The following is a 24777-nucleotide window of genomic DNA, read 5'->3' on the forward strand; positions in this document are numbered from 1 at the left end:
TGGTTATGGAAAAGCTTTCCCGGCGCAATCTGCTGAAACTCTCCGGTGCAGGCGCCCTGCTGGGCTCCCTGGGGACCGCCCTTCAGGAAGCCAGCGCCCAAGGCTTGGAAACGTACGAGGTCCAGCTTCCCGAGAACACCATCTACTCCTCCTGTCTGCAGTGCAACACCGGATGCCCCATCAAGGTGAAGCTCTACGAGGGGGTGGCCAGCAAGATCGACGGCAACCCCCTCTCCCCCTGGACCTTCCACCCCCACCTACCCATGAACACCGACGTCACCACCCTGGCCAAGGTGGACGGGGCCCTTTGCCCCAAGGGCCAGGCGGGCATCCAAACCGCTTACGACCCCTACCGCATCCGCAGGGTGCTGAAGCGGGCGGGGCCCAGGGGAAGCGGCAAGTGGGAGGAGATCCCCTTCCATCAGGCGGTGAAGGAAATCGTCGAGGGAGGCAGGCTCTTCGCCCATCTGGGGGACGAGCGGGTCTACCCCTGCCTGAAGGAGCTCTGGGCCCTGAAAGACCCCGAGGTCATGGCCCGCATGGCCCAGGCGGTAAGGGCTATCTGGGCGGAGAAGGACCGCCAAAAGAAAAAGGTCCTGGTGGAGAAGTTCAAGGAAGACTTCAAGGATCACCTCCACGCCCTCATCGACCCCGATCATCCCGACCTGGGCCCCAAGAACAACCAGGTGGTCTTTGCCTGGGGACGCCTCAAAGCAGGCCGCTCGGATTTCATCCGCTGGTTCTTCAGCCAAAGCTTCGGCACCGTCAACCTCCACGGCCACACCACCGTCTGCCAGGGCTCCATGTACTTCATCGGCAAAGCCATGAGCGAGCAACCCACCTTTGACGCCTCGGGCAAGCTCTCCTGGTCGGGCGGCGCCAAGTTTTACTGGCAGGCGGACCTCTCCAAGGCCCGCTTCGTGGTCTTCGTGGGGGCTAACGTCTTTGAGGGGAACTACGGCCCCCCCTTGCGCGTGGGCTGGATCACCGAGCGGGCCAGCAAGGGAGAGCTGGAGTACGCCATCGTGGATCCCAGGGCGCAGAAGGCGGTGAAGGGTGCCAGCCGCTGGATCGCTCCCAAACCTGGCCATGACGCCGCCATCGCCATGGGGGTGATCCGACTCCTGATGGAGTGGGGCAAAATAGACAGCAAGTTCCTCTCCGCCGCCAATAAGGCCGCCGCCAAGGCCATCGGGGAAAGCAGCTGGACCAACGCCACCTGGCTGGTCAAACTCAAAGACGGCAAACCGGAAAGGCTTCTCAGGGCCAGTGACCTTGGCCTTGCCAAACCCAAGGCCAAGGTGGGGGATAAGGAGGTGGAGCTGGACGCTCCCGTGGTGCTCCACTTAGGCCAGCCCGTGGCCTTCAACCCCAACGACGAAGTCCAGGCGGTCTTTGGGGATCTCTGGGTAAACACCACCCTGGGGGGCATCCCGGTAAAAAGCGCCCTCCAGCTCATTAAGGAGGAGGCGTTCCGGCATCGGGTGAGGACCTGGGCCGCCTTTGCCGGCGTGGAGGAGGAGGACATCCGGTTCCTGGCGGAAAAAATGGCCCAATATGGCAAGAAGGCCGTGGTGGACGTGCACCGCGGCGCTAGCCAGCACACCAATGGCTTCTACAACTGCTTCGCATGGTTCACGGTGAACGCCCTCTTGGGCAACCTGGACCACCAAGGCGGTTCCGTGCAACCCAGCACCTACGACATCACCGGCGGCAGAGCGGGCGGCCCTTTCCCTCTAAGCAAGCTCCACCCCAAACCCCTGACGCCTTTCGGCATCAGCCTCATTCGCCACGAGACCAAGTACGAGGACACCACTCTCTTTGAAGGGTTCCCTGCCAAGCGGCCTTGGTACCCCCACGCCTCCGACGTCTACCAGGAGATCCTACCCTCGGCGGCCCAAGGCTACCCTTATCCCATCAAGATCCTCTTCCACTACATGGGGTCGCCCGCCTACGCCCTGCCGGGAGGCCAGGAGCAAATCCGGGCTATGCTGGACCCGGACAAGATTCCCCTCATCGTGGCCTTTGACATCGTGGTGGGGGATACTTACCTTTATGCGGATTACATCATCCCCGACCTCTCCTACCTGGAGCGCTGGGAGTTCCAGGGCAGCCACCCCTCCATCATCTGGAAGGTCCAGCCCGTGCGGCAACCCGCTATCCCCCCCATCCCCGAGGAGGTGGAAGTATTCGGCCAGAAAATGCCCATTTGCTTGGAAAGCTTCCTTTTGGCTTTGGCGGAACACCTGGGTCTGCCTGGAGCCGGGCCTAGGGGCTTCGCCAACGGCATGCCCTTCACCCATCCCGACCACTTCTACCTAAAGCTGGCCGCCAACCTGGCTTTTGGGGAGAAGGCGGACGGCTCGGACGCCCTGCCTGAGGCGGACGAGCGGGAACTCGCCGTGTTCCGCCAAGCCCGGAGGCACCTGCCTCCCTCCGTTTTTGAGGAGCAACGCTGGAGGGAAGCGGTGGGCGATGAAAGCCTCTTCCGCCGCACCGTCTACCTTCTGAACCGCGGGGGCCGCTTCCAGGAGTTTGCCAAAGCGTATGCCCAGGGCGACCTGGTGGCCAACCGCTACGCCCGTCAGGTCAATCTCTTCCTCGAGAAGCAAGCCCTCTCCTTGAACCCCATGACCGGGAAGCCCTACTGGCCTCTGCCCGCCTACTTCCTCCCCTACCGGGACGTCTTGGGCAACCCGCTCCGCGACCCTGGTTACGGCCTTACCCTCCTCACCCACCGAAGCATCCTGCAGACCAAGAGCCGCACGGTGAGCAACTACTGGCTCCTGGCGATCAAGCCGGAAAACGAAATCCTGGTGAGCGCTTTGGACGCCGAGCGCCTAGGGCTTAAAGAAGGCCAATGGGTCAAGGTGGTCTCCGCCACCAACCCCAAAGGGGAGTGGGATCTGGGGCCCTTCGGCCGGAAACCCATGGTGGGTAAGGTGAAAGTGGTCCAAGGCATGCGCCCCGGATGCGTGAGCTTCGCCCTAGGCTGGGGGCATTGGGCCTATGGGGCCAGCGATCTGGTGATAAACGGCCAGAGGCTGAAGGGCGACCCCCGTCGAGGCCAGGGGCTTCACGCCAACGCCGCCATGCGCCTGGACCCGTACTTGAAGGACATGGCCCTGACAGACGTGGTGGGCGGAAGCGTGGTCTTCTACGAAACCCGGGTGAACCTGCTCCCTGTCTAAGGATGTCCCCCCGGGGCCTCCGGGGGGACATCTTTCCCATGCATACCTATGATAGGGTTTAGGCAGGGGTAAGGAGGCGAACGGTGATACCCGCACTCCGAAACGCACAGAACCAAGTCCAGTGGGCCCTGGAGTTCATCCGGCTGGTGATGCTTCTGCTCTGCCTGGTGGGGTGGGTCATGTACCCCCTGGAGCTCCTCCTCCTGGACCACTGGGCGGAGAGCTGGCAGAGCAAGATCCCCTTCTTCGTGGCGGTGCCAGGCTTTGCCCTCACCCTGTGGGTGCTCTTTGACCGCAAGACCCCTTGGGTGCGCTGGGCTTTCATCCTCACCATGTGGGCCTCGGTGCTGACGGGGGTCTTGGGGGCCTACTTCCACCTCCTTTGGAACTTCGAAGGGGAGGTGGACTGGGAGTTTGAGGCCGCCATGGAGGCCATGGCGGGGAGCAGGCCGGTGCTGGCGGCTCTGGCCTTCACCCACATGGGGGTGACCGGGCTTCTCGCCATATACCGGGCGAGGTAAGGGAGGTAAGGCATGGTAGAGGCCCTCATCAAGGCCCAGACGGAAGAGGAGAGGGTGCTGGAGTTCCTGCGCTCCACCTTCCTCCTCATCGCCCTGGTGGGCTTCGCCTTCTACGGCATGGAGCACTGGGTGCTGGACCACTGGATGGAAAGCTGGCAGAGCAGGATCCCCTTCTTCGTTTCCCTGGTGGGCTTTCCCCTAACCCTCCTCATGTTCTTCCACCGGGGCAAGTGGGTGCGCTACCCCTTCCTCCTTTGGATGCTGGTGAGCGTCCTCACCGGGATCGTGGGCGCCTACTACCACCTCCTATGGAACGCCCAGGACGCTGAGGTGAGCCTTTGGAGCCTCAAGGGGTTCCTAGAGGCCTTTGAGGGAAGCCGCCCGGTTCTGGCGGCCTTGGCCCACACCCACGTGGGGGCGGTGGCCTTCGTGGTGGGAATAACCATACGCGACTAAAGGGAGGTAAGCGATGAAAAAGGCTCTGGTCTGGCTTCTGGTTCTGGCCCTAGGCGCGGCGCTGGCCCAAGCGCCCAAGGTGGACGGCAAGATCGCTGGGGGCGAGTACGCCAAGAGCTTCAAGCACGAGAAAAGCGGCATCACCCTCTACTGGAGCGTGGTGGGGGATACCCTCTACTTGGCCCTCGAGGGCGAGAGCAAGGGCTGGATTGGCATCGGCTTCCTGGCGGAGAAGACGGACAAGAAGAAAGGGGCTGACCAGTACCTCTTCTACATGGAAGGGGGCAAGCTGGTGGCCCTGGACATGTACCAAACCAAGCGCACCGGTGCCCCTGTGGCGGACGAAAGGGAAGGGGGCAAGAACTCCATCCTCGCTGCTGCAGCCACCTACGAGGGCGGCAAGTGGACGGTGGAGTTTAGCCGCAAGCTGAAGACCGGGGAGCCCACCGACGTGGACATCGTTCCGGCCAGGAAGACGATCGTCATGCTGGCCTACGCCTCCAAGATGGACCCCAAGGAGGAGCACAAGAAGACCGAGCGCTGGTACCTCGAGGACTTCGTCTTCTGAGGGCTCCAAAGGGGCTTGAACCCCAGGGGAGCTACCCTGGGGTNGCGGGTGCTTAGGCCCATATACCCTTGACTTTTACACACTCATGGGTACCATGGAGGCATGGAACGGACGGAGCGACCCCAACCTTTACCCCTCCTCCTCTTTTTCCTGGTCGCTGGAGGGCTCTCTTGGGCGGTTTACCAGGCTTCAGGTGTAAGGCTCCTTGCAGCCTTTTGGGTGGCGGTGCTCCTTGGCATGGCCCTCTTCCACGCCAAGTTCGGCTTCGCCTCGGGCTTCCGCCGCTTCCTGCTCACGGGGGAAAGCAGGCTCCTTAGGGCCCACTTCCTCCTCTTCGCCCTGGCGTGCCTTCTCTTCTTCCCCTTCCTGGCGCAGGGGGAGGCCTTCGGCCAGCCGGTGCAGGGCTTCGTGGTGCCCGTGGGGCTGGCCCTCCTGGTGGGGGCCTTCCTCTTCGGCGTTGGGATGCAGCTCGGGGACGGCTGCGCCTCGGGAACCCTCTACCACACGGGGAGCGGGGACACCCGCGGCATCCTGGTTCTCCTGGGTTTCATGGTGGGCTCCCTCCTCGGGGTCTTCCACCTGCCCTTCTGGCAAGCCCTCCCCGCCTGGGCCCCGGGGAGCGCCCTCACCTGGTTCCCCTCCCCCTACCTGGGCCTGGCCCTCTGGCTGGGGCTCCTGGGCCTCCTCTACCTGGTGGTGGCGGGGGTGGAGCGGCGGCGCACCGGGAGGGTGGAACCCCTCCTCCGCAAGGAGGCCACCCACCCCCTCTTCGGGCCCTGGAGCCTGGTGGGAGGGGCCGCCGTCTTGGCGGTGGGAAGCCTCCTTCTCCTCCTGCTCCAGGGAAGGCCCTGGGGGGTGACCGCGGCCTTCGCCCTCTGGGGGGGCAAGCTGGCGGAGGGCCTAGGCTTTCCCGTGGTGGAGTGGGCCCTCTTCCACAACCCCGCCTTCGCCGAACGGCTCCAGGAGAGCGTCCTCAAGGACCCCACCAGCGTAACCAACTTCGGCCTCTTTCTGGGGGCCTTCCTGGGAGCCGCCCTAGGGGGAGGGCTGCGCTTCCGGGACCTGCGGCGCATCCCCTGGACCACCCACCTGGGGGTCTTCCTGGGCGGGGTCCTCATGGGCTACGGGGCCCGCCTGGCCGCGGGGTGCAACATCGGGGCCTACCTGGGAGGCACGGCCTCCTTCAGCCTGCACGGGCCCCTCTGGGGGATCTTCGCCCTCCTGGGCACGGCCCTAGGGGTGCGCCTCCGCCCCGCCTGCCGCCTAGAAAACGAACGCGCCCCGCAAGGAAACTCCCTAGCACCTGAGGTAGGTGGGGAGAACCTCCTCCAAGGACTTGGGGGCCGGAAGGAGATCCCTTAGGGCCTCGGGGAAGGGAGCGGTGTTTCCTTCCTTCAGCATGAGGTACTGGTCCCGGGTGATGGGGGCGAAGGGCAGGGGGGAAAGGAGGGGCACCGCCAGGTCCATGAGGGGGAGGGGAATGGGCAGGAAGGGCTTTTTTCGGCCCACGGCCGCCATGGTGAGTTCCAGGAGCTCCCGGAAGGTGTACTCCTTGGGCCCCACCAGGTCGTAGGTGCCCTCGAGGCCCCGCTCCAAGGCTTGGGCAAAGGCCTCGGCCACATCCCCCACGTAGACGGGGCGGAAGGGGAAGCGGCCGTCGCCGATAAGGGGCACGAAGGGCAAGGGGGAGCAGACCAGACTCCGTAGAACCCCACCGAAGAACTCATCCCCGGGGCCGAAGATAAGGCTCGGGCGGAAGATGGTCCAGGAAGCTCCGCTGGCCCGCACCAGCTCCTCGCCCTCCGCCTTGGTCTCGTAGTAACGGCTACCCGTCCCCTTGCGGGTCCCCAGGGCGGACATGTGGAGGAGCCTTCCCCCCCCAGTCCGCCGCATCCCCTCCAGCAGGTTCTTTACCCCTTCCACGTGCACTGCCCGGAAGGTCTGCCCCCGCTCCCGGATGATGCCCGCCAGGTAGATGGTGGCTTCCGCCCCCTTTAGGTCCGGCACCTCTCGGGTGATGTCCCCTGGCAGGAACACCGCCCCGGGAGGCAGGTCCCTAGGGGTGCGACCCAAGACGAGGGGGGTATGCCCTCCTTGGAGGAGGCGGGCCACCAGGGCCCGCCCGACAAAGCCCGTGCCGCCTACGACCAGAACTCGCATTCAGGCCGCTTCCAGAATACCCTCCGCCTCCCGCTCCAAGGCCAGCAGGTCGAGGAGGTAGACCTTGCGGTAGGCGGTGGCGATGAGCCCCTCTTGGCGCATTTCCGAAAGGATCTTGGAGACGGATTCCCGGGTGGAGGCGGTGGCGTCGGCGATCTCCTCGTGGGAGGCGGTTACATAGAGGCCCCGCTCATCCCGGAAGGAGGCCGGGGTGTCGGAGAGGAAGAGGAGGTAGCGGGCGATGCGGGCCCGGAGCTCTCCCGTCTGGAGGTGGGTTTCGTAAGCCTGCACCCGCCGCATCTGCCGCGCCAGGTTCCTAGCCACCTGGTGGAGCTCCTCGTGGGACATCCCCTTGGGGTCAAAGCCCCGCACCGCCGCCTCGGTCATGGCCTCGGCGGCGTAGCGGTAGCGCTTCCCCTCCAAGGCCTCCTCGCCAAAGTAGTCCCCGGGCAAGACGTGGCGCAGGGTGAGGGTGCGACCATCGGGCAGGAGCTCCACAATGCGCACCAGGCCCGACTCCAAGCGGTACAGGGTGTCAGCCCGGTCACCGGCCAAATAGACCACTTCCTTGCGGGCAATCCTCTTCATCCTTCCTCCTCTAAAACCTTAGGCAAGGCCTCCAAACCCTCCACATACTGGGCGCCCAGCCTTTGGGCCGCCTCGAGGCTAGCCCCCGTACCCCCTACCACCACCTTAGGAGCAAGGGAGGCCAGGGCCCCGTCGGGCAAGGCCTCCAAGGACTCGGCCAGCAAGACGGAAAGCACCACGGCTCGCGCGCCCAAGGCTTCCGCCAAGCCCTTGAGATCGGGAAGAGGGGTATCAGGGCCCAGGTAGAGGGCAGGGAAACCCCGGCGGCGCAGGTGGTAAGCGGCCAGCATGGCCCCGATCTCGTGCCGTTCCCCAGGGGGCGTGGTCACCAGGATGGGTGCCCCCCGGGGGTAGCCCGCCAGGTCCAGGAGTTCCTGCAGGCGGGAGCGGAGAAACTGGGTGGCCAGGTGCTCCTGGGCCACGCTCACCTCACCCCGGTGCCAGCCTTCGCCAAACTCTCGCAGCACGGGAACGAGGAGGCTTTGCACCGCCCCCTCGGGCCCCAGAAGGCGAACCCCCCGCCGGAAGGCGGCCTCCGCCCGGGGAAGGTCGGCCTCCAATAGGGCTTGCTTGACCTCCAAACCCAGGCCCTCGGGATGGGTTTCCTGGGCCAGGTACCTGCGTATGGCCGCCTGCGGGGTGGCCCCTTCCTCCAGCCAGCGGCGGATCTGCCTCAGAGCCTCCACCTCCTCTTCCCGGTAAAGGCGGTGGCCCCCAGGCGTTCGCTCGGGACGGGGGAAGCCATAGCGGCGCTCCCACTGGCGGAGGACCTCCGCCGAGAGGCCGGTCATGGCCTCCACCTCAGCGATGGTGTACACCCCGGGCCTGGTCATGCCCTTAGGGTAAGCGGCTGAAGACCTTTTGTCAAGGTATTGTACAGCTTGTAGGAGTGTGGGCGGGACAAAAGTCCTACCCCCGTGCTAAGCTGACAGTAGATAGCGTATGGAGCCAGACTGGAAAGCCCTGGTGGGCATCCTCCGCCGGTATTCCACCACCTTTTACGTGGGGAGCCTCCTCTTTCCCCCCGAGGCCCGCAAAGGGGCGTGGGCGGTGTACGCCGCCTGCCGCCTGGGGGACGAGGCGGTGGATGGGCCGGAGGGCGGGGCAGCAGCCCTGAAGGCGTGGTGGCGGGGGGTGGTAAGGGCCTATGAAGGAAGGCCTAAGGAGGAGTGGGAAAAGGGCCTGGCCTGGGCCCTGGAGCGCTGGCCCATCCCCCTCGAGGCCTTCCGGGACATGCGGGAGGGCTTCCTCACCGACCTGGGTCCCGTACGCCTAGGCACGGAAGACGACCTCATGGTCTACTGCTACCAGGTGGCGGGGACGGTGGGCCGGATGATCGCCCCCATCGCAGGGGGTGGCCCGGAGGTGGAGGCCAAGGCCGTGCGCCTAGGGCAGGCCATGCAGCTCACCAACATCCTGCGGGACGTGGGGGAGGACCTGGAGCGGGGCCGGGTGTACCTGCCCACGGAACTCCTGGACCGCTTTGGCGTAACCCTCTCGGACCTGCGGGAGGGGCGCATCACCCCCCAGTACCGGGCCCTCATGGCCCACCTGGAGGCCAAGGCCCGAGACCTCTACCGCGAGGGGCTTTCCGGACTCTCCGGGCTTAAACAGGGCCGCGCCGCCATCGCCATGGCCGCCCTCCAGTACCAGGGCATCTTGGACAAGCTCCGCCTCTTCGGCTACGACAACCTGCGCCACCGCGCCCATCTGGGAACCTGGGAACGGCTCCGGCTTCTTCCCAAAGCCCTCCTCCTCTCGCGAAACGGGGTGCCGGCTACGGAAGCCTAGGGCGAAGCCCCGCTAGGCTGGGTGCATGTTTCTGGTCTGGCACCGGGCAGACCTTCGGCTAGCCGACCACCCAGCCCTCTGGGAAGCCCTCCGTTCGGGTCCCCTTGTGGGGCTCGTGGTCCTGGATCCCAACAACCTGGCCACCGCCTCTCCCAGGCGCAGGGCCTGGTTCCTGGAAAACGTGCGGACCCTGCGGGAGGCCTACCGGAAACGGGGAGGAAGCCTCTGGGTGCGGCAGGGCCTTCCCTGGGAGGAAGTGCCTAAGGCGGCGAGGGCGCTTAGGGCCAAAGCCGTCTACGCCCTGAAGAGCTACACCCCCTACGGCCGCCACCGGGACCAAAGGGTGCGGGAAGCCCTCCCCATTCCCCTCCACCTCCTCCCCGCCCCCCACCTCGTTCCCCCTGACCTCCCCCGGGCCTACCGGGTCTACACCCCCTTTAGCCGGAACTTTCAAGGGGTCGAGCCGCCCCTCCCTGCACCGGAGGCCCTACCCTCAGGACCGGAAGAAGGGGAAATCCCCAGGGAAAGCCCCGATATCCCCCTGCCCGAGCCGGGGGAAGGAGCGGCTTGGGAAAGGCTCCTAAGTTTCCTCGAGGACAAGCTCCTCCGCTACCCCCAGGAGCGGGACCGGCTGGATGGGGAGGGAGGCTCGCGGCTTTCCCCCTACTTCACCCTGGGGGTTCTCTCCCCCCGGCAGGCGGCCTGGGAGGCCCTGAGGCGGGGGGGCGAGGGGGCGAGGAAGTGGGTCAGCGAGCTCCTGTGGCGCGACTTCTCTTACCACCTCCTCTACCACTTCCCCTGGATGCGGGAAAGGGCGCTGGACGCGCGCTATGAGGCCCTGCCCTGGCAGGAGGACGAGGAGCTCTTCCTGGCCTGGTACCTGGGCAAGACGGGCGTGCCCCTGGTGGACGCCGCCATGCGGGAGCTCCACGCCACGGGCTTCCTCTCCAACCGGGCCCGGATGGCGGTGGCCCAGTTTGCGGTGAAGTACCTCCTCCTCCCCTGGCAGAAGGCGGAGGCCCGCTTCAGGGACCTGCTCCTGGACGGGGACACCCCCCAGAACCTCCAGGGCTGGCAGTGGGCGGGGGGCCTGGGGGTGGACGCCGCTCCCTACTTCCGGGTCTTCAACCTGGTGGAGCAAGGCCGGCGGCACGACCCCGAAGGAGCCTGGCTCCGGCGCTGGGCCCCGGAATACCCTTCCTACGAGCCCAAGGAACCCCTAGTGGACCTCGGGGAAGCCCGCAGGCGCTACCTGGAGTTGGCCCAAAGGCTGGTCCGAGGGTAGGCCGGGCCACACCCTCTGGGGATGCGGCAGGATAGGCTCGGGCCATGTTCCGGGTGAGAAACCCCCAAAATGCCCTCCGGACCATAGCCCTGGTCCGCTACAGCCTGGCGGCCCTCTTTCTCCTCTTGGCCCTTTTGCGGGAGGAAAGGCTCCTCTTCCTGGGCCTGGCCCTCCTGGCCTTCCTCATGGCCCGCACGGGCTACTGCCCCCTCATCCGCCGCTAGGATAGCCCCATGACGGCCGTCCTAGACCTTAAACGGGCCTTGCCCGACCTAAGGCGCCTCCGGGAAGACCCTTTGAGCACCCTCCTGGACTGGGGTAGGGCCCATCCCCGGCTGCGCCTCCCCCTGCCGGGCATGCCCCTACACCTGGTGTTTGACCCGGAGGGCGTGGAGCGGGTCCTCCTGGGGCCGGATGTTAAGGCCACCTTCCAGTACCGGGAACTTTCCCGCCTCACGGGTCGGGGCCTCCTCACCGACTGGGGGGAGGACTACCAAAAGGCCCGCAAGGCCCTCAAGGACCCCTTCCTGCCCAAGGCGGTGGCCGCCTACCGCCCGGCCCTCGAGGCGGAGGCCGAGGGGTTCTTCGCCTCCTGGCAGCCTGGGGAACGCCGGGACCTGGACCGGGAGATGCTCCACCTCTCCCTGCGCTTCCTGGGACGGGCCCTTTGGGAAAAACCCCTCCCCGAAAGGATCGCTGAGCTGGCCCTCTCCGCCCTGGAGCGGATCATCGAGCGCATGCAGAACCCCTTCTCCCGGCTGAACCTCCTGGCGGAGGGGCGCTTCCACCAAAACAAAAGGGCGCTGGAAGAAGCCGCCCTTCCCCTCCTGGAAGAGCCTCCCCTCTCCGCCCTTCCCCGGGAGCGGGCCCTGGCCGAGGCCAAAACCCTCCTGGTGGCGGGGCACGAGACCACGGCCAGCGCCCTCACCTGGAGCCTCTTCCTCCTTTCCCAAAGGCCCGAGTGGCAGGAGAAGGTGGCCCAAAGCGAGGCCCACGCCCTGGCCGCCTTCCAGGAGGCCTTGAGGCTCTACCCCCCCGCCTGGATCCTCACCCGCAAGGCGGAAGCCCCCCTGGACCTGGGGGAGGAACAGGTGCCCGCGGGCACCAAGGTGGTCCTCTCCCCCTACGTGACCCACCGCCTCTATTTCCCCGATGGGGATGCCTTCCTGCCCGAGCGGTTCCTGGGGCAAAGGGGCACGCCTTCCGGGCGCTACTTCCCCTTCGGCCTGGGGAAGAGGCTCTGCCTGGGGCGGGACTTCGCCCTCTTGGAAGGACCCGTGGCCCTCAGGGCCTTCTTCCGCCGCTTCCGCCTTCCCCCTCTCCCCGCCCCCAAGGTGCACGCCGGGGTCACCCTGCGGCCCCAAGGGGGCCTTTGGGTTACCCTGGAGGGGGCATGACCTACCTGGAGTTCCACCTGGTCTTCGTCCTGCCCCCCCTCCTCCTGCTCCTCCTCTGGGCCCGGCCCAGGGCCCCAAGGCTTTGGGCCTACCTCCTCATGCCCCTCATCGCCTTTCTCTACACCACCCCCTGGGACAACTACCTGGTCTGGAAGGGGGTCTGGGGCTACCCCGAGGGGCGGGTGCTCCTCCGCATCGGGTACGTGCCCTTGGAGGAGTACCTCTTCTTCCTCCTCCAGCCCCTTCTCACCGGGGCCCTCCTCCTCCGCCTGGCGGGGGAGCCTCCAAGCCCCGGCCCGGGCCTTGCCCGGGTGGTGGGGGGTGGGCTCTGGCTCCTCCTGACCGCCTTGGGCGTGATGCTCCTGGCTCTCGGGGGGCCCTACCTCTACCTGGGCCTCATCCTGGCCTACTTCGCCCCGGTCTTCGTCCTCCAGTGGGCCTTCGGGGGGGACCTGCTTTGGGCCTGGCGGAAGCCCCTCCTCCTGGGGGTCCTCCTCCCCACCCTCTACCTCTGGTTCGCCGACTTCTGGGCCATCACCCGGGAGGGGATCTGGTGGATCTCCGAGGCCTACACCCTGGGGGTGAAGGCCTTCGGCCTGCCCCTGGAGGAGATGGCCTTCTTCCTCTTCACCAACCTGGCGGTGGTGCAGGGCCTCCTCCTGGCCTGGCACCCCGAGGCCCTGAGGCGCCTGCGATGAGGCTTAGCCCGGAACGCCCCTTTGCCCGCCTGCTCAAGACCCTGGTGGAAGGGATGCTCCAGGCCTCCCTGAGGCGGAGCCTCCGGGGGGTCTATCTGCGGGGAGAGGTGCCGCCCGGTCCCCTGGTCCTGGCCATGAACCACCACAGCTACTTTGACGGCCACCTGGTCTGGTTTCTGGGAAAGCGCCACCGCCACTCCCTGAGCCTCTTGGTGGCGGAGGAAAACCTCAAGGCCTTCCCCATTCTGGCCCTGGCGGGGGCCCTCGAGGCGGGGCGGGTGCGGGAGGCCCTAAGGCGCCTGGCCAGGGGCGAGTGGGTGGCGGTCTTCCCCGAAGGGGCCCTGCGCTACCCCGGCCCCCTGGGCCCCTTGCGCCCTGGGGCCTCCTGGCTGGCCCGCAAGGCCGGGGTGCCCCTCCTCCCCGTGGCCTGCCGGGTGGCCTTGCGGGGCTTCGAGCACCCCGAGGCCTTCCTGTGGGCAGGGGAACCCCTCCCCCCCGAGGGGGACCTGGAGGGGGCCTTGGGGGAGCTCCTTGCCCGGCTGGACCGCCTCCTGGCCCAAACCCACCCCCGGGAGGTGCCAGAAGGCTTCCGGGAAGCCTTTCGGGGGCGGCGGAGCCTGGAGGAGCGGGTGCGGCCCCTGGTGGAGGCCGTGAGGCGGCTATGACCCCTCCTGCCGACTTCTTCTTCGGGGTCTTCCTCTTCCTCCTCCTCCGCCTCCTCGCCCTCCTCCACAACCTCCTCCGCTTCCCCCGCCTCGCCCCCAAGCCCACCTCCAAGCGGCCCACCGCCTCCCTCCTGGTGCCCGCCCGCAACGAGGCGGAAAACCTGAGGCGCACCCTCCCAAGCCTCCTGGGGCAAGGGGCCCTGGAAGTCTTGGTGCTGGACGACGGCTCGGAGGACGAAACCGCGGAGGTGGCCCTGAACCTGGGCCAGGGCCACCCCGGCTTCCGCCTCCTCCAGGGCAAGCCCCTGCCCCCAGGCTGGACCGGGAAAAACTGGGCCTGCTGGCAGCTGGCCCAGGAGGCCCGGGGGGAGGTCCTGGTCTTCACCGACGCCGACGTCCTTTGGCAGGCGGGAGCCCTGGGGGGGCTTCTGGAGGGGCTGGGGGAGGCCGACCTTCTCTCCGCCTTGCCCCGGCAGGAGGCCCGGGGGCTTCCGGTGGCGGCCACGGTGCCCTTTGTGATGGGAGGCCTCTTCTCCTTCCTGCCCCACCCCCTCCTGGAAGCCCTGAGGGTGGCCAACGGCCAGGTGCTAGCCTTCCGCCGGGAGGCCTACTTCGCCTCGGGAGGGCACCAGGCGGTGCGGGGGGAGGCGCTGGAGGACGTGGCCCTGGCCCGGCGGGCAGGGCGGTTCCGCCTGGCCCTGGGCACGGACCTCTTCGCCGCGGCGATGTACCGGGGCTACCGGGAGGTGGTGGAGGGTTTCGGAAAAAATTTCCTGGAGATCCACCTCAAGAACCCCGCGGTCCTCCTGGGAAGCGCCTTCTACCACCTCTCCCTCTACACCCTGCCCTGGCTTTTCGGGCGCTTTGAGCTAGGGCTTTTGGGCCTAGCGGAGAGGCTTCTGGTGCAGGCAGCCCTGGGGGGCCCCCTCTGGCCCGCCCTCCTCACCCCCCTGGCTCCCCTTTTCCTCCTCCCCGTGTACCTGCGGGCCCTCCTCCCGGGCAAGCGCTGGAAGGGGCGGGTCCTCTAACCCCCCTGGCCAAGGGGTAGGGCCTGGCCCCGGGTTCCGGCAGAGGGGGAAGGGTTCCGTGCGAAGGGGCATGGCTTTCCCGATAGGACGCCCAAGTACCCGCCCGCAAAGGTCGCCCCATCGGCCAAAGCCAAAGCGGCGCGCTTATGGCCCCTTTGGGGCCCCCCCCCCCGNCATACGCCTGGCGGCCATGGGCCTCGAGGTCCTGGTCCTGGAGAAGCTGGACGGGCCCGGGGGCAGGGCCCGGGTGCACCGGGCGGAGGGCTTCACCTTCGACATGGGGCCCACGGTGATCACCGTGCCCCAGTTCCTGGAGGACCTCTTCGCCACCCGTCCCGGGGAGCCTAGGCTCTACCCCGACTTCCCGGCGGAGGAGGACCTGCGGCACACCTCCCAGTACGTGCAGATCGTGCCCCTGGACCCCTTCTACCGCATCCACTTCCCCGATGGCACCCACTTCGACTACAACAACGACCGGGAACACCTCCTTTCCGAGATCCGCCGCCTGGCCCCGGAGGACCTCGAGGGCTACCTCCGCTTCGAACGGGATGCCCGGGCCATCTTCCAGCGGGGCTTTTTGGAGCTGGGCTTCACCCACTTCGGAAGCCTATGGGACCTCCTCCGGGTGGCCCCGGACCTCCTCAGGCTGGACGCGGTCCGTCCCCTCTTCTCCTTCGTGAAGAAGTACTTCCAAAACCCCAAGATGCGCCAGGTCTTCTCCTTTGAAAGCCTCCTCATCGGGGGAAACCCCCTCTTGGTCCCCGCGATTTATGCCATGATCCACTTCGTGGAGCGGAACTGGGGGGTGCACTTCGCCATGGGGGGCACAGGGGCCCTGGTGCGGGGGCTGGTGCGGAAGCTGGAGGAGCTGGGGGGAAGGATCCGCTACGAAGCTCCCGTGCGCCGCATCCTCACCCGGAAGGGGAAGGTGGTGGGGGTGGTGCTGGAAAGCGGGGAGCGGCTGGACGCCGAGGTGGTGGTCTCCAACGCCGACTACGTGCACACCTATGGGGAGCTTTTGGCCCCGGAAGACCGCTTTTGGCATGGGGACTGGCGCCTAAAGCGCACCCGGCTTTCCATGAGCCTCTTCGTGGCCTACTTCGGCTTCCGCGCCCGGGGGGACGAGGGGGAAAGACTCCGCCACCACAACGTCCTCCTCTCGGAGCGCTACGAGGGGCTTCTCAAGGACATCTTCCACCGGAAGGTCCTCCCCGAGGACTTCGCCCACTACCTCCACCTCCCCACCCTCACCGACCCCTCCCTGGCCCCCCCGGGGCACCACGCCGCCTACACCCTGGTGCCCGTGCCCCACAACGGGAGCGGCCTGGACTGGCGGGAGATCGGGCCCCGGTACCTGGAAAAGGCCCTCCGCTACCTGGACGAGGCCGGCTACCTGCCCGGGCTTATGGACCGGCTGGTCTACACCCACTTCGTCACCCCAGACTACTTCCAGTGGACCCTCAATAGCCACCTGGGGAACGCCTTCGGCCCCGAGCCCGTCCTTTGGCAGACGGCCAGCTTCCGCCCCCACAACCGCTCTGAGGACGTCCGGGGCCTCTACCTGGTGGGCCAGAGCTACCAGCCGGGGGCGGGCCTGCCCAGCGTGATGATGTCGGCCAAGATGACCGCCAGGCTCATCGCCCAAGACCTGGGCCTGGAGCGGGCCCCCAGGGCCCTCCTGGAGGCTAGGGCTTGAGCACGCTAGAGAGGAAGCGGAAGCACCTGGAGGCCTGCCTCCACGGGGAGGTGGCCTACCAGAGGACCACCACCGGCCTGGAGGGCTTCCGCCTCCGCTACCACGCCCTGGCGGGCTTGGCCCTAGAGGAGGTGGACCTCACCACCCCCTTCCTGGGCAAGGTCCTGAAGGCCCCCTTCCTCATCGGGGCCATGACCGGGGGGGAGGAAAACGGGGAGCGGATCAACCTGGCCCTGGCGGAGGCGGCGGAGGCCCTGGGGGTGGGGATGATGCTGGGCTCGGGGCGCATCGTCCTGGAAAGGCCCGAGGCCCTCCGGAGCTTTAGGGTGCGGAAAGTGGCCCCCAAGGTTCTCCTCATCGCCAACCTGGGCCTAGCCCAGCTTAGGCGCTACGGACGGGAGGACCTCCTCCGCCTGGTGGAGATGCTGGAGGCGGACGCCCTGGCCCTCCACGTGAACCCCTTACAGGAGGCGGTGCAGCGGGGGGACACGGACTTCCGGGGACTCCTGGAGCGCCTGGAAGCCCTCCTTCCCCTCCCCTTCCCCGTCCTGGTGAAGGAGGTAGGGCACGGGCTTTCCCGGGAAGCCGCCCTGGCCCTAAGGGGGCTTCCCCTGGCGGCGGTGGACGTGGCCGGGGCCGGGGGGACCAGCTGGGCCCGGGTGGAGGAGTGGGTGCGCTTTGGGGAGGTGCGCCATCCGGAGCTCTGCGAAATCGGCATCCCCACCGCCCAAGCCATCCAGGAGGTGCGGGAGGTCCTGCCCCATATCCCCCTCATCGCCTCCGGGGGGGTGTACACGGGAACCGATGCGGTGAAGGCCCTGGCCTTAGGGGCCGACCTGGTGGCGGCGGCCAGGCCCCTCCTCAGGCCCGCCCTCGAGGGCCCTGAGGCGGTGGCCGCCTTTCTCGCCGACTACCTGGGGGAGATGCGCACCGCCCTCTTCGCCATCGGGGCCAGGACCCCCAAGGAGGCCCGGGGGCGGATTGAGCCCTGGCCGCCTAAGTAGCCGCACGCAAAGGCTGCCCCACCGACCAAAGCCAAAGTGGCGTGCTTATGGCCTCTTTGGGGCCCCCGNTCGAAGAGGGCCTGGGCCTGGAGGTAGTCCTCCCCAAAGCGCAGGGCCCAGGACTGGAGAAGGACCAGGAGGGCCTCGAGGGGCACCCGCTCCTCCCGAAAGTCCGCTAAGAGGTCCAGGAAATGGGCCTTCTCCTTGGGGGAAAGGGCCTTTTTGAAGTACCCAAAGGCATGGAGCAGGGCATCGGCCATGGCCGGCAGGCGGAAGAGAAGCCGGGTAGCTTGCAAGAAACCCTCCTCATAAGCCTGGCGTACTTGGTCAAACGGCTCTCCCCTGGCCTCTGCCAGAAGCCTTCCCAAAGCCTTGGTAGCCTCCTGGTGGTGGGCGTGGAGGAGGAGCTTGTAGCGGGCGTGGAAGGCCATGAGGCCGGGGAGGTCCTCCACCGCCCTAAGCCGCGCCAGGGCGAAGATGCGGGTGAGAAAGTGAGCCCGGATGCGGGCGTTGGTGAGCCTCCCCTCATCCTCCTTGGGAAGGAGGGGAAAGGCCTTTTCCGCCGCTTGGGCAAAGAGGCCAGCCCCCTTGCCCACCACCCCACCGCCCTCGGCAGAGGCGTAGACCTTGGCGTCTTTGAGGGCACAGGAGGGAGAGCGGTTTTTCAGGATGAACCCCTCCACCCGCCCCAGGGAGGCGAGGAACCCCTGGCTGAAGCGCTCCATCCTCTCCGTCAGGTCCTCCCCGGTTTGGGGCTGAAGCATGCGCACCCCTTCCCCCGCCCGTACCAGGCGCACCGTGGGCCTCGGCACCCCCAGGCCGATCTCCACTTCCGGGCACACGGGGATGAAGTCCACATGCTCCCGCAAGGCAGCCACAATCCGATCTGGTATCAGTTCCCCCGAGTAGCGCACGGCGGCAAAGCCCAAGCAGGCGCTCACCACCACCTTCGGCCGGGGCCAAAAGGCTTCCATGTTTCCATTGTCTTACGGAACCCAAGGGGGAAACGTAGCCCTCGCCATTTCAAAACCCCCTCTTGAAACGAAGCACCCGCACGCAAAGGTTGCCCCATTAGCCAAAGCGGCTTGCTTATCGCCTCTTCGGGGCCCCCCCCCCGGGCNGCTCCCCCGCACGATCAACCTGGATCCATCCGGAAAGCAGCCTGCAGCGATCCGCCAAAACCCGGGCCGCCACATGACCGAGTCCTGACACCCCCAGGTCGGGTCCGGAGGAAAAGGAGGCCCCCGCCCCCTGTGGGGCGGGGATAGGCGAGCGTTAGGGCTTAGTCAAACTTGTTCTGTTGCAGGAGGCTAGCCGTCTGCAGCACCGAAGGAATGGCCCCTGCCACCTTGCGGAGGTTGGCCCGGGTGCCCTTGTACCAAGGAATGGTGGTCTTGGGATCGGTGTAGCCCGAGACCAGGGAGTTGGAGGTACCCCGCCAGTGGTACATGACCAGGAAGAGCATTCCCGGCTTCACCGCATCGGTCACGTAAACCATGAAGGTGCCGTTGCCTTCTTCGTTGTAAACCTCCACCAGGTCCCCGGACTGGAGGCCGAGCCGCTTGGCATCCTGCGGGTTGACCTCCACATACGGCAAGGGGAGAGCCCTGGACTTCTCGGGCAGACGGCGGTCGTGGTAAGCAGTCTGCCAGATGGTTTGGGCCCGCCCCGTGGTGACCCAGAAGGGATACTGGTTGGTCTTCTCCCCTTCCAGGTATTTGGCAACCTCAACGGGATAGCCCTCCCAGTCATCGGTGCCGTACCACTTGAACTTGCCGTCGGGGGTGCCGAACTTGTGGGTGTAACGGCGCACGGTGCCCACCAGCTTCCCGGTCTTGGGATCCCGGCGAACAGGGGTTTGGATGCCCTGCTGGCCCACCTCCTTCAGGAACTTGTAGGTGACCCCTTTGTAGTTCTCCGGCTCCAGCTTGGCCTCGTCCTCCTCGCCCACCCGGTTGTCGCCGAACTCCTCCGCCCCGGCCAGGAAAACATCCTCATCGGTTTTCCAGTTTTTGCCGAACTCGAACTTGGCCGCCTCCTGGGTCTTGCCCTCGGCCCGGTAGAGCTCGGCGATTCGCAAGCCCACCCACTTGAAGATCTCCCAGTCGGGCTTGGCCTCGCCGGGCGGGTCCATAAACTTTTCGTAGAGGCGCAGGAGGCGGCTGTTGCAGTTGATGGAGGTGTCGTTGGCTTCGCCCCAGGCGGCCGCGGGCAGGATCAGGTGGGCGTCGCGGGCGGTTTCCGTCATGTAGATATCCTGGACCACCATGAAAAGGGCATCGGGGTCGGAGTAGAGCACGTCCAGGATTTTCTTCACCCGTTCCTGGATGGTTCCAGGCTCCCCACCCGCACCCAGGGCCTTGGTGAGCTTCTCCGTGCGCTCGTGGATGCGCTTGCGGAAGACCTGGGCGTTTGGCGTGGACAAATAAGGGTCGTTGGCGATCACCCAGTAGAACTTGCCCTTGCCATCCGTGAGGAACTTATCCACGTTGACAGGGGGGCCACCCCGGTAGATGGAGCCCGGGGTGGGGGCAGGAGGCCGCACGTACCCCTCCTGGTGCCCGCCCTGACGGCCACAGCCCGTGCCCGGGCGGCCGATATTGTGGGTGAGGACCGCCAGCTGCACGATGGCCGCCACCTGGTCGTAGTTCTTCATGTTCCAGATGATGCCCTTCTCGTAGATGGTGAGGGTGCGGCGCTTGAAGCGGCCCGCCTTGGGCTTGGCGATCCAGTCCGCAGCCTTCTCAATCTGGGCCCGGGGCACCCCGGTAATCCGCTCCACCTGGGCCATGAACTCGGCATAGGGCACCTGAAGCTTGAGGCTCTTCTGCTTGTACTCCTCAAAAAGCTTCATGTCGGTGCGGGCCTCTAGGTAGGCCATGTCGTAATAGCCCCGCTCCCAGACCACGCGGGCGATGGCGTTGGCCAGGATGTAGTCCGTGCCCAGGTTGGGCTGAAGGAGAAGGACCCGGTCCTTGGCTACGGTTTCGGCGATGGTGTAGGAAGAGGTCTTCCGCGGGTCGATCACGATCAGGTAGCCTGGCTCTGCCGGCTCACCCCGGTCGAAGGCTTCCTGCTTCTCCGCTACCGTGTTCCCCTGGATGTTGGGGAGCATGTGCTCGGCGTAGAACACCGTAGCGGTTTCATAAGTGTTAGCCCCCCAGAGAACAATGGTGTCGGCCAGCCGGGCGTCCTCATAGGTGTAGTTGAGCTCGTGCACCCCCCGCTCGCGGCTGCCCCACACCTCGGAGTTATAGGCAGGCCGGTTATGGATGGCGATGTGCTTCACCGAAAGGGCGCTGAAGAAGAGCTTACCCGCCCCGTAGTTGTCCTCAAACCCTTGGCCCGAGCCCCCGTGGTCGTAACACTTCACGGCGATGTTGTCGTCGTTGCCGTCACGGTCGCGGATGCCCTTGATGACCCCGGCCATTAGGGTGAGGGCGTCCTGCCAGGTGATGGCCTGGAACTGATCTCCTACTCGGAGAAGGGGATACTCAAGCCGGTCCTGAGTGCCCCGGTCCAGGCTCCAGACTGTGAGGGCGTTGGTGCCGCCCCGGATGGAGTAGTTACCCCGGTTGATGGGGCTGTCCTTGGCGGGAACAATCACCACGTTGTACTGGCGGCCGTCCTTACCCACGGTGATGGCGTGCATGGTCTCCGTGTAGCTCTGGCCGGCCAAGGGCGGCTGGGCCTGGGAGAGGTCCAGGCCAAAGGCGTTCTGGTTGGGCTTCAAGCCGCCCTGCTCGCCCACGGGCCAAACGTACACCTTGTAGCCGCAACCCACGTTGCAGTACTGGCACACCGTGTTGTGCACCCGAGCGTTCTTGGGAGGAATGGGAAGCTGGTCCCTTCGAGGAATAAGCGCCATACCCTACACCTCCTACACGTTCTTGACCCGGCCCCAGATGAGACCGGCCACAGCCACCGCGTAAATATCACCCTTGCCGTCTATGCGCAAAGGAATCTGGGGAAGCCAGGAGCTGGCCAAGCCCTGGTAGGTCTGCCCGGCCTTGGCGGGGTCGAACATGGAGTAGTGGCAACGACAGAGAAAGCGGCCATTCTCGTACTGCACAGGGCAGCCCATATGGGTGCAAAGGGCTGAGAAGGCCACGATGTCCCGCCCAGGCCCTACCCCCCCGATGGCCGGCCTGCCCAGCTTGACCAAGATGGCCGGGGTAGAGGCATCAGGGTAGCTGAAGCCGATGGGCTGACCCGTGCGGATCTGCCCAAGGTTGGCCACCTTGACCGCCGGATAAGTGAGACTCGGAGCATACCACAGTTGGGCCCGGCCTCCCGCGGTAAAGACCGCGGTGGCGGCAACGGTCACCTTCACGAAGCGCCTGCGGGTCAACGTTTGCGTCATATGCTTTCACCCCCTTTGGGTGGTTCGATTTGAACTATATCAAACAGAAGGGACACTTGTCAACTCCTATCGCAATCCTTCTACATTACCCCTGTAAGGTATGAGGCGGCGACGCTCCCCGGGCTTTGCCCCTGCTCCTACGTTCCTTGCCGGCTATACTGGCAACCGTGGACCTCACCCTGCGCCGCCTCGAGGCCCTGGCCCACCCCGCCCGGATGGCCATCGTCCGCCTCTTGGCGGAACTCCCCGACGAACACACCGCCTACGACCCTCGCTGTGGCACTGCCTATGGGGTCTGCTTTTGCCATCTGAAGGAGAAGACTGGCCTCTCGGGCCCCACGGTGAGCCACCACCTGAAGCTCCTACGGGAAGCGGGCCTTGTGGAAGGAGTTCGGGTGGGGCGCTGGACCTACTTCCGCCTGCGCCCTGGCGCCCTCGAGGCTCTCGGGCATGAGCTCCTCAATCTGGCCCACCATGCCGCCAAGGTATCGACCAAAGCGGTCTAGGCTGACCAGCATCCCGTGGATTTGCGGGTCTTCATAACATCCATGTATACTGAAAGCAAGGGGCGGTAGCCCCCTAAAGACCTCGGAGGCGTTGAAGCCTGTCCTGTATGTGGGCGCCTGGGACAGGCAGAGCTAGTGGCGCAACCGGCCGAGGTAAAGCTAGATTTCCTCTCTTCCCCTTGGGCTTTGACCTCAGCTGGCCAGGCGCCCAGCCTGGCCCTAAGGCTTTTTAGGGCGTTCGGAGGCGAAGAACCGTGGAACCCAAGATGGGCGCCAAGGGACACGGGGAGCCAGTGGCGCAACCGGCCGGACGCTGGGATATGTTCACCGCGCCGACCCTTGCGCCACCTCCCCCAAGGAGCCGCGTCCAGCGGCGTGTTTGTGGGAGGTGGTGGGCGTGCTTAGGCTCCTAACGGTGCTTCTGGTGCTGGTGGCCTGTGGAAGCTGGGGATCCCAGGGGGATGGCCATACCCTTTCGATCCGCATCCCCCCCATCCTTCACCTCGAGGTGAAGGAATTGGGTCTGCGGGTGGACGCCCTGGCACCCCATCCACCCCTGATCCTCGGCGAAGGCCACTACACCGTGAGGGTAGTGGCCAACACCGCCTGGACTTTGACGCTGGAGGGGCCCCCCCATCTAGCCCAGACCCTCGAGGGCCGGGGCCGCCTCGAGGTTGCCGTCACCGTGCCCCCGGGGGCGGAGGTCCGCCTCGTGTTGCGTCCAAAGGGCTGAACCTTCACACGGCTTTCACATGACTTGCTAACATGAAACCTGTAGGGGAGGTGTGGATCCCTCGCATCCCAACATGGGCGCCAAGGGACGAGGGGGAGCCAGTGGCGCAACCGGCCCCGAACCTTTTTGGAGGTGGAGCATGCGCAAGCTGGTTGCACTCATGGCCCTCTTGGCAGGTCTGGCCCTGGCCCAGACCACGGACAGCCACACGGTGTCGGTCACCATTCCCTCCATCCTCAGCCTGGAGATCGACGCCAGCGACTTCATCTTCGACTTCAGCAACGGCAGCCTGACCGGGAACGAAAAGGTGACGGTAAACGGTAACGACTACACCAAAGCCTCCTTTGCCGCCTACAACGCCTTCATCGACACCGCCACAGGCACCCAGACCTTCGCCCCCACCAGCGTGACGGGGGCGGGGAGCAACGACTACGCCACCGCCACCGTGCGCACCAACCGGGCGCAGTGGACGGTGAGCATCTCCAGCATCGGCGGCTCCCTGGCAGGCCCCCTCAGCAACAGCCGGGTGAGCGTGTTCGCAGAGAAGGATAGCGGCAAGGGAACTTCCCAGACTTCTGCGCTCACCACGCTGAGCGCTCCCCTGACTCTCTTCAAAGCTGACGCCGGCGGCCAGGGCAGGTCGGTTTACAAGATCTACTACCTGCTCCAGATGGACATCAACGACGACATCCCCCTCACGGGCTACAATTCCCAGATCACCATCAACTACACCCTCACCAGCCCCTAAGCGGACCTCAGGCATGAGCGCGCCCCCAGACGCCCCCTGGCCCTGGGGGCGCTTGCCGTAGGATGGAGGGAGCCATGCGGAAAGCCTTCGTGTTCGCCTTCCTTCTCACCACCGCCCTCGCCCAGGTAAGCCTGACCCTCTCCCCCGCCAGGGTGGAGCTTTCCCTGGCCCCCGGCGAAGCCTTCTCCTTCCCCGTGCAGGTGCAAAACGGCCTCCCCCGGGAGGAGCCCTTGACGGTGCGCCTCTCCCCCTTCCGGGTGCGGGAGGACGGGGGCGTGGAGGAGCTTCCTGCGGGAGGCGAGCTGTGCCGGGCCCTCCAGGTGCGCCCCACCGCCTTCACCGTGCCCCCTCAAGGCCGGGCCGAGATGCTGGTGGAGGGGAAGGCCCCTGAGGGCCAGGGAACCCTGGCCTGCCTGGTGGTTTTCACCGCCCAGCCCCGCCTGAGCCGCCAGGGCGGGGTCCAGGTGGCCCTGCGCCCGGAGATCGGCCTGGCGGTGTACGTGACCCTGCGGGGCACGGAGAAGCCCGCCCTGCGGGTGGGGGTCGGAGGCGAAGGGGGGAGCCTGCCCGTGGTCCTGGAAAACCCCGGCAACGTCCTCCAGCGGGTGAGCGGGGAGGCCCTGGTCCTGGACGGGGAGGGAAAGGAGGCGGCCCGCCTGCGCCTGGAGGAGGTGCCCGTGTGGCCTGGGGGGAGGAGGAAGCTCACGCTGGAACCGGACAAGCCCCTATCCCCAGGGCGCTACCGGGTGGTCCTGGTACTGGAAAGCGCCCACGGGCGCTACGCTGCGGAGGGAGTATGGGTCGTGCCTTAGCCCTTCTCCTCTTCCTCCTCCCCGCCCTGGCCCAGACCTCCGTCACCTGCGACGCCACGGAGGTGCGTTTTGACTTTTCCGACCCAGGCCCCCTCACCTTCCTCAACGGCTACCCCGTGGCCAGCCTGGCGGGCTACCTCCACCTCCTAGACCTGGGAAGCGCCCTCAGCTTCCTTCCCACACAGGTGGTGGGGGAAAGGGGACAGGCGGTTTCCTGCCAGGTGCGCACCCGGAACAAGGGCAAGAGAGGGACGGTCTGCGGGGCGGGAAACACCTACTGCCTGCGCCTCTCCGGGGTGTCGGGGAGCCTGCCCCTTCCCCTCACTGCCCCCGATCGGCTTCTGGTGCAGGTCCAGGTGGTAAGCGGCACCCTGGCCGTCAACCACGCCCCAACCCCCACGCCCATCGGCAACTTGCCCGACAACGGGGGCCTGGCCAGCGTGGGGCCCAACAGCACCGTTTCCCTTGCCCTCTGGCTTTACCTGCGCCTGGACCCTGGCGACGCCTTCCCCACCCTCCCCACGGGCGGCAGCCTAAGCCTGACCTACGTCCTGGAAGGGGACTGAG

Annotated in this window: 25 protein-coding genes and 2 riboswitches; of the genes, 19 read left to right on the forward strand and 6 right to left on the reverse strand. The window is 66.4% G+C overall.

Annotation, left to right across the window (positions count from 1 at the left end; genetic code table 11):
• Window positions 1–5 precede the first annotated feature (5 nt).
• The 5 genes from L1088_RS00290 to L1088_RS00310 all read left to right on the forward strand — a co-directional run bounded on the left by L1088_RS00290 (window position 6) and on the right by L1088_RS00310 (window position 6098).
• Window positions 6–3191, forward strand: a complete 3186-nt coding sequence (locus L1088_RS00290; RefSeq protein WP_234553221.1) for a molybdopterin-dependent oxidoreductase — start codon at window positions 6–8, stop codon at window positions 3189–3191.
• An 83-nt stretch (window positions 3192–3274) separates the two neighbouring features.
• Entirely contained in the window at window positions 3275–3712 is a 438-nt protein-coding gene (locus L1088_RS00295) for a hypothetical protein (protein WP_038042231.1), read from the forward strand.
• 12 nt (window positions 3713–3724) lie between these two features.
• On the forward strand, window positions 3725–4168 hold the full coding sequence (locus L1088_RS00300) for a hypothetical protein (RefSeq protein WP_038042230.1): 444 nt from the start codon (window positions 3725–3727) through the stop codon (window positions 4166–4168).
• A gap of 13 nt (window positions 4169–4181) precedes the next feature.
• A complete protein-coding gene (locus L1088_RS00305; protein ID WP_234553222.1) occupies window positions 4182–4736 on the forward strand; it encodes a DOMON domain-containing protein in 555 nt (184 codons plus the stop codon).
• Window positions 4737–4838: 102 nt separating this feature from the next.
• The gene (locus L1088_RS00310; RefSeq protein WP_234553223.1) at window positions 4839–6098 is read left to right on the forward strand and encodes a YeeE/YedE family protein; all 1260 of its coding nucleotides are present in this window, start codon (window positions 4839–4841) and stop codon (window positions 6096–6098) included.
• Here the strand turns inward: L1088_RS00310 and L1088_RS00315 are convergent.
• Genes L1088_RS00315 through carH form a run of 3 tightly spaced genes read right to left on the reverse strand, consistent with a single transcriptional unit; the run spans window position 6033 to window position 8317 of the window.
• Window positions 6033–6896: a complex I NDUFA9 subunit family protein gene (locus L1088_RS00315; protein ID WP_234553224.1), complete on the reverse strand. Its 864-nt coding sequence runs from the start codon at window positions 6894–6896 to the stop codon at window positions 6033–6035. The two genes, L1088_RS00310 and L1088_RS00315, sit on opposite strands and share 66 nt — an antisense overlap.
• Window positions 6897–7484 (reverse strand): transcriptional regulator LdrP, encoded by a 588-nt coding sequence (ldrP, locus tag L1088_RS00320; protein ID WP_038046849.1) that lies wholly within the window; start codon window positions 7482–7484, stop codon window positions 6897–6899.
• Window positions 7481–8317, reverse strand: coding sequence for an HTH-type transcriptional repressor CarH (gene carH, locus L1088_RS00325; protein WP_234553225.1), 837 nt, complete (start codon window positions 8315–8317; stop codon window positions 7481–7483). Before carH ends, ldrP begins: the two co-directional genes overlap by 4 nt.
• Before the next feature lie 109 nt (window positions 8318–8426).
• Here carH and L1088_RS00330 point away from each other — a divergent pair, with 109 nt between their 5' ends.
• The 9 genes from L1088_RS00330 (at window position 8427) to fni (ending at window position 17048) form a co-directional block, all read left to right on the forward strand.
• Window positions 8427–9275, forward strand: a complete 849-nt coding sequence (locus L1088_RS00330; RefSeq protein ID WP_234553226.1) for a phytoene/squalene synthase family protein — start codon at window positions 8427–8429, stop codon at window positions 9273–9275.
• A 25-nt stretch (window positions 9276–9300) separates the two neighbouring features.
• On the forward strand, window positions 9301–10560 hold the full coding sequence (gene phr, locus L1088_RS00335; protein WP_234553227.1) for a deoxyribodipyrimidine photo-lyase: 1260 nt from the start codon (window positions 9301–9303) through the stop codon (window positions 10558–10560).
• Window positions 10561–10604: 44 nt separating this feature from the next.
• Window positions 10605–10784, forward strand: a complete 180-nt coding sequence (locus L1088_RS00340) for a hypothetical protein (protein WP_234553228.1) — start codon at window positions 10605–10607, stop codon at window positions 10782–10784.
• A gap of 9 nt (window positions 10785–10793) precedes the next feature.
• Window positions 10794–11957 carry a cytochrome P450 gene (locus L1088_RS00345; RefSeq protein WP_234553229.1) on the forward strand — a complete coding sequence of 388 codons (1164 nt, stop codon included), beginning with the start codon at window positions 10794–10796 and terminating at the stop codon, window positions 11955–11957.
• The gene (locus tag L1088_RS00350; protein ID WP_234553230.1) at window positions 11954–12655 is read left to right on the forward strand and encodes a lycopene cyclase domain-containing protein; all 702 of its coding nucleotides are present in this window, start codon (window positions 11954–11956) and stop codon (window positions 12653–12655) included. The genes L1088_RS00345 and L1088_RS00350 overlap by 4 nt, the downstream gene beginning before the upstream one ends.
• Complete coding sequence (locus L1088_RS00355) at window positions 12652–13320, forward strand: lysophospholipid acyltransferase family protein (protein ID WP_135342849.1); 669 nt, start codon at window positions 12652–12654, stop codon at window positions 13318–13320. Before L1088_RS00350 ends, L1088_RS00355 begins: the two co-directional genes overlap by 4 nt.
• The gene (locus L1088_RS00360) at window positions 13317–14348 is read left to right on the forward strand and encodes a glycosyltransferase family 2 protein (RefSeq protein WP_234553231.1); all 1032 of its coding nucleotides are present in this window, start codon (window positions 13317–13319) and stop codon (window positions 14346–14348) included. The genes L1088_RS00355 and L1088_RS00360 overlap by 4 nt, the downstream gene beginning before the upstream one ends.
• Window positions 14349–14523: 175 nt before the next feature.
• On the forward strand, window positions 14524–16044 hold the full coding sequence (crtI, locus tag L1088_RS00365; RefSeq protein WP_326490744.1) for a phytoene desaturase family protein: 1521 nt from the start codon (window positions 14524–14526) through the stop codon (window positions 16042–16044).
• A complete protein-coding gene (gene fni, locus L1088_RS00370; protein WP_234553233.1) occupies window positions 16041–17048 on the forward strand; it encodes a type 2 isopentenyl-diphosphate Delta-isomerase in 1008 nt (335 codons plus the stop codon). The genes crtI and fni overlap by 4 nt, the downstream gene beginning before the upstream one ends.
• Here fni and L1088_RS00375 read toward each other — a convergent pair.
• From L1088_RS00375 to L1088_RS00385, 3 genes are all read right to left on the reverse strand, one after another.
• Window positions 16955–18022, reverse strand: a complete 1068-nt coding sequence (locus tag L1088_RS00375; protein ID WP_234553234.1) for a YbgA family protein — start codon at window positions 18020–18022, stop codon at window positions 16955–16957. The genes fni and L1088_RS00375 overlap by 94 nt on opposite strands.
• Window positions 18023–18330: 308 nt before the next feature.
• Window positions 18331–20916, reverse strand: a complete 2586-nt coding sequence (locus L1088_RS00380) for an arsenate reductase (azurin) large subunit (protein WP_234553235.1) — start codon at window positions 20914–20916, stop codon at window positions 18331–18333.
• Window positions 20917–20928: 12 nt separating this feature from the next.
• A complete protein-coding gene (locus tag L1088_RS00385; protein ID WP_234553236.1) occupies window positions 20929–21411 on the reverse strand; it encodes an arsenate reductase (azurin) small subunit in 483 nt (160 codons plus the stop codon).
• A 167-nt stretch (window positions 21412–21578) separates the two neighbouring features.
• Between L1088_RS00385 and L1088_RS00390 the strand changes: the two genes are divergently transcribed.
• From L1088_RS00390 to L1088_RS00410, 5 genes are all read left to right on the forward strand, one after another.
• Window positions 21579–21917, forward strand: coding sequence for an ArsR/SmtB family transcription factor (locus L1088_RS00390; RefSeq protein ID WP_234553237.1), 339 nt, complete (start codon window positions 21579–21581; stop codon window positions 21915–21917).
• 75 nt (window positions 21918–21992) lie between these two features.
• Window positions 21993–22076: riboswitch (cyclic di-GMP riboswitch) on the forward strand.
• A 72-nt stretch (window positions 22077–22148) separates the two neighbouring features.
• Window positions 22149–22234: riboswitch (cyclic di-GMP riboswitch) on the forward strand.
• An 80-nt stretch (window positions 22235–22314) separates the two neighbouring features.
• Window positions 22315–22650, forward strand: a complete 336-nt coding sequence (locus L1088_RS00395) for a hypothetical protein (RefSeq protein ID WP_234553238.1) — start codon at window positions 22315–22317, stop codon at window positions 22648–22650.
• Window positions 22651–22789: 139 nt separating this feature from the next.
• Window positions 22790–23398, forward strand: coding sequence for a hypothetical protein (locus L1088_RS00400; RefSeq protein ID WP_234553239.1), 609 nt, complete (start codon window positions 22790–22792; stop codon window positions 23396–23398).
• A 74-nt stretch (window positions 23399–23472) separates the two neighbouring features.
• Window positions 23473–24210 carry a COG1470 family protein gene (locus L1088_RS00405; protein WP_234553240.1) on the forward strand — a complete coding sequence of 246 codons (738 nt, stop codon included), beginning with the start codon at window positions 23473–23475 and terminating at the stop codon, window positions 24208–24210.
• Window positions 24195–24776 carry a hypothetical protein gene (locus tag L1088_RS00410; protein ID WP_234553241.1) on the forward strand — a complete coding sequence of 194 codons (582 nt, stop codon included), beginning with the start codon at window positions 24195–24197 and terminating at the stop codon, window positions 24774–24776. Before L1088_RS00405 ends, L1088_RS00410 begins: the two co-directional genes overlap by 16 nt.
• Window position 24777 lies beyond the last annotated feature (1 nt).

The organism is Thermus caliditerrae, assembly GCF_021462525.1.
GTDB lineage: Bacteria > Deinococcota > Deinococci > Deinococcales > Thermaceae > Thermus > Thermus caliditerrae.

What these genes read in the sequence shown, in the direction of transcription:
- L1088_RS00290 (WP_234553221.1), top strand. Translation starts at nt 6, where the DNA reads ATGGAAAAGCTTTCCCGGCGCAATCTGCTGAAACTCTCCGGTGCAGGC.
- L1088_RS00300 (WP_038042230.1), top strand. Translation starts at nt 3,725, where the DNA reads ATGGTAGAGGCCCTCATCAAGGCCCAGACGGAAGAGGAGAGGGTGCTG.
- L1088_RS00305 (WP_234553222.1), top strand. Translation starts at nt 4,182, where the DNA reads ATGAAAAAGGCTCTGGTCTGGCTTCTGGTTCTGGCCCTAGGCGCGGCG.
- L1088_RS00310 (WP_234553223.1), top strand. Translation starts at nt 4,839, where the DNA reads ATGGAACGGACGGAGCGACCCCAACCTTTACCCCTCCTCCTCTTTTTC.
- L1088_RS00315 (WP_234553224.1), bottom strand. Translation starts at nt 6,896, where the DNA reads ATGCGAGTTCTGGTCGTAGGCGGCACGGGCTTTGTCGGGCGGGCCCTG.
- ldrP (WP_038046849.1), bottom strand. Translation starts at nt 7,484, where the DNA reads ATGAAGAGGATTGCCCGCAAGGAAGTGGTCTATTTGGCCGGTGACCGG.
- carH (WP_234553225.1), bottom strand. Translation starts at nt 8,317, where the DNA reads ATGACCAGGCCCGGGGTGTACACCATCGCTGAGGTGGAGGCCATGACC.
- L1088_RS00330 (WP_234553226.1), top strand. Translation starts at nt 8,427, where the DNA reads ATGGAGCCAGACTGGAAAGCCCTGGTGGGCATCCTCCGCCGGTATTCC.
- phr (WP_234553227.1), top strand. Translation starts at nt 9,301, where the DNA reads ATGTTTCTGGTCTGGCACCGGGCAGACCTTCGGCTAGCCGACCACCCA.
- L1088_RS00340 (WP_234553228.1), top strand. Translation starts at nt 10,605, where the DNA reads ATGTTCCGGGTGAGAAACCCCCAAAATGCCCTCCGGACCATAGCCCTG.
- L1088_RS00345 (WP_234553229.1), top strand. Translation starts at nt 10,794, where the DNA reads ATGACGGCCGTCCTAGACCTTAAACGGGCCTTGCCCGACCTAAGGCGC.
- L1088_RS00350 (WP_234553230.1), top strand. Translation starts at nt 11,954, where the DNA reads ATGACCTACCTGGAGTTCCACCTGGTCTTCGTCCTGCCCCCCCTCCTC.
- L1088_RS00355 (WP_135342849.1), top strand. Translation starts at nt 12,652, where the DNA reads ATGAGGCTTAGCCCGGAACGCCCCTTTGCCCGCCTGCTCAAGACCCTG.
- L1088_RS00360 (WP_234553231.1), top strand. Translation starts at nt 13,317, where the DNA reads ATGACCCCTCCTGCCGACTTCTTCTTCGGGGTCTTCCTCTTCCTCCTC.
- L1088_RS00380 (WP_234553235.1), bottom strand. Translation starts at nt 20,916, where the DNA reads ATGGCGCTTATTCCTCGAAGGGACCAGCTTCCCATTCCTCCCAAGAAC.
- L1088_RS00385 (WP_234553236.1), bottom strand. Translation starts at nt 21,411, where the DNA reads ATGACGCAAACGTTGACCCGCAGGCGCTTCGTGAAGGTGACCGTTGCC.
- L1088_RS00400 (WP_234553239.1), top strand. Translation starts at nt 22,790, where the DNA reads ATGCGCAAGCTGGTTGCACTCATGGCCCTCTTGGCAGGTCTGGCCCTG.
- L1088_RS00405 (WP_234553240.1), top strand. Translation starts at nt 23,473, where the DNA reads ATGCGGAAAGCCTTCGTGTTCGCCTTCCTTCTCACCACCGCCCTCGCC.
- L1088_RS00410 (WP_234553241.1), top strand. Translation starts at nt 24,195, where the DNA reads ATGGGTCGTGCCTTAGCCCTTCTCCTCTTCCTCCTCCCCGCCCTGGCC.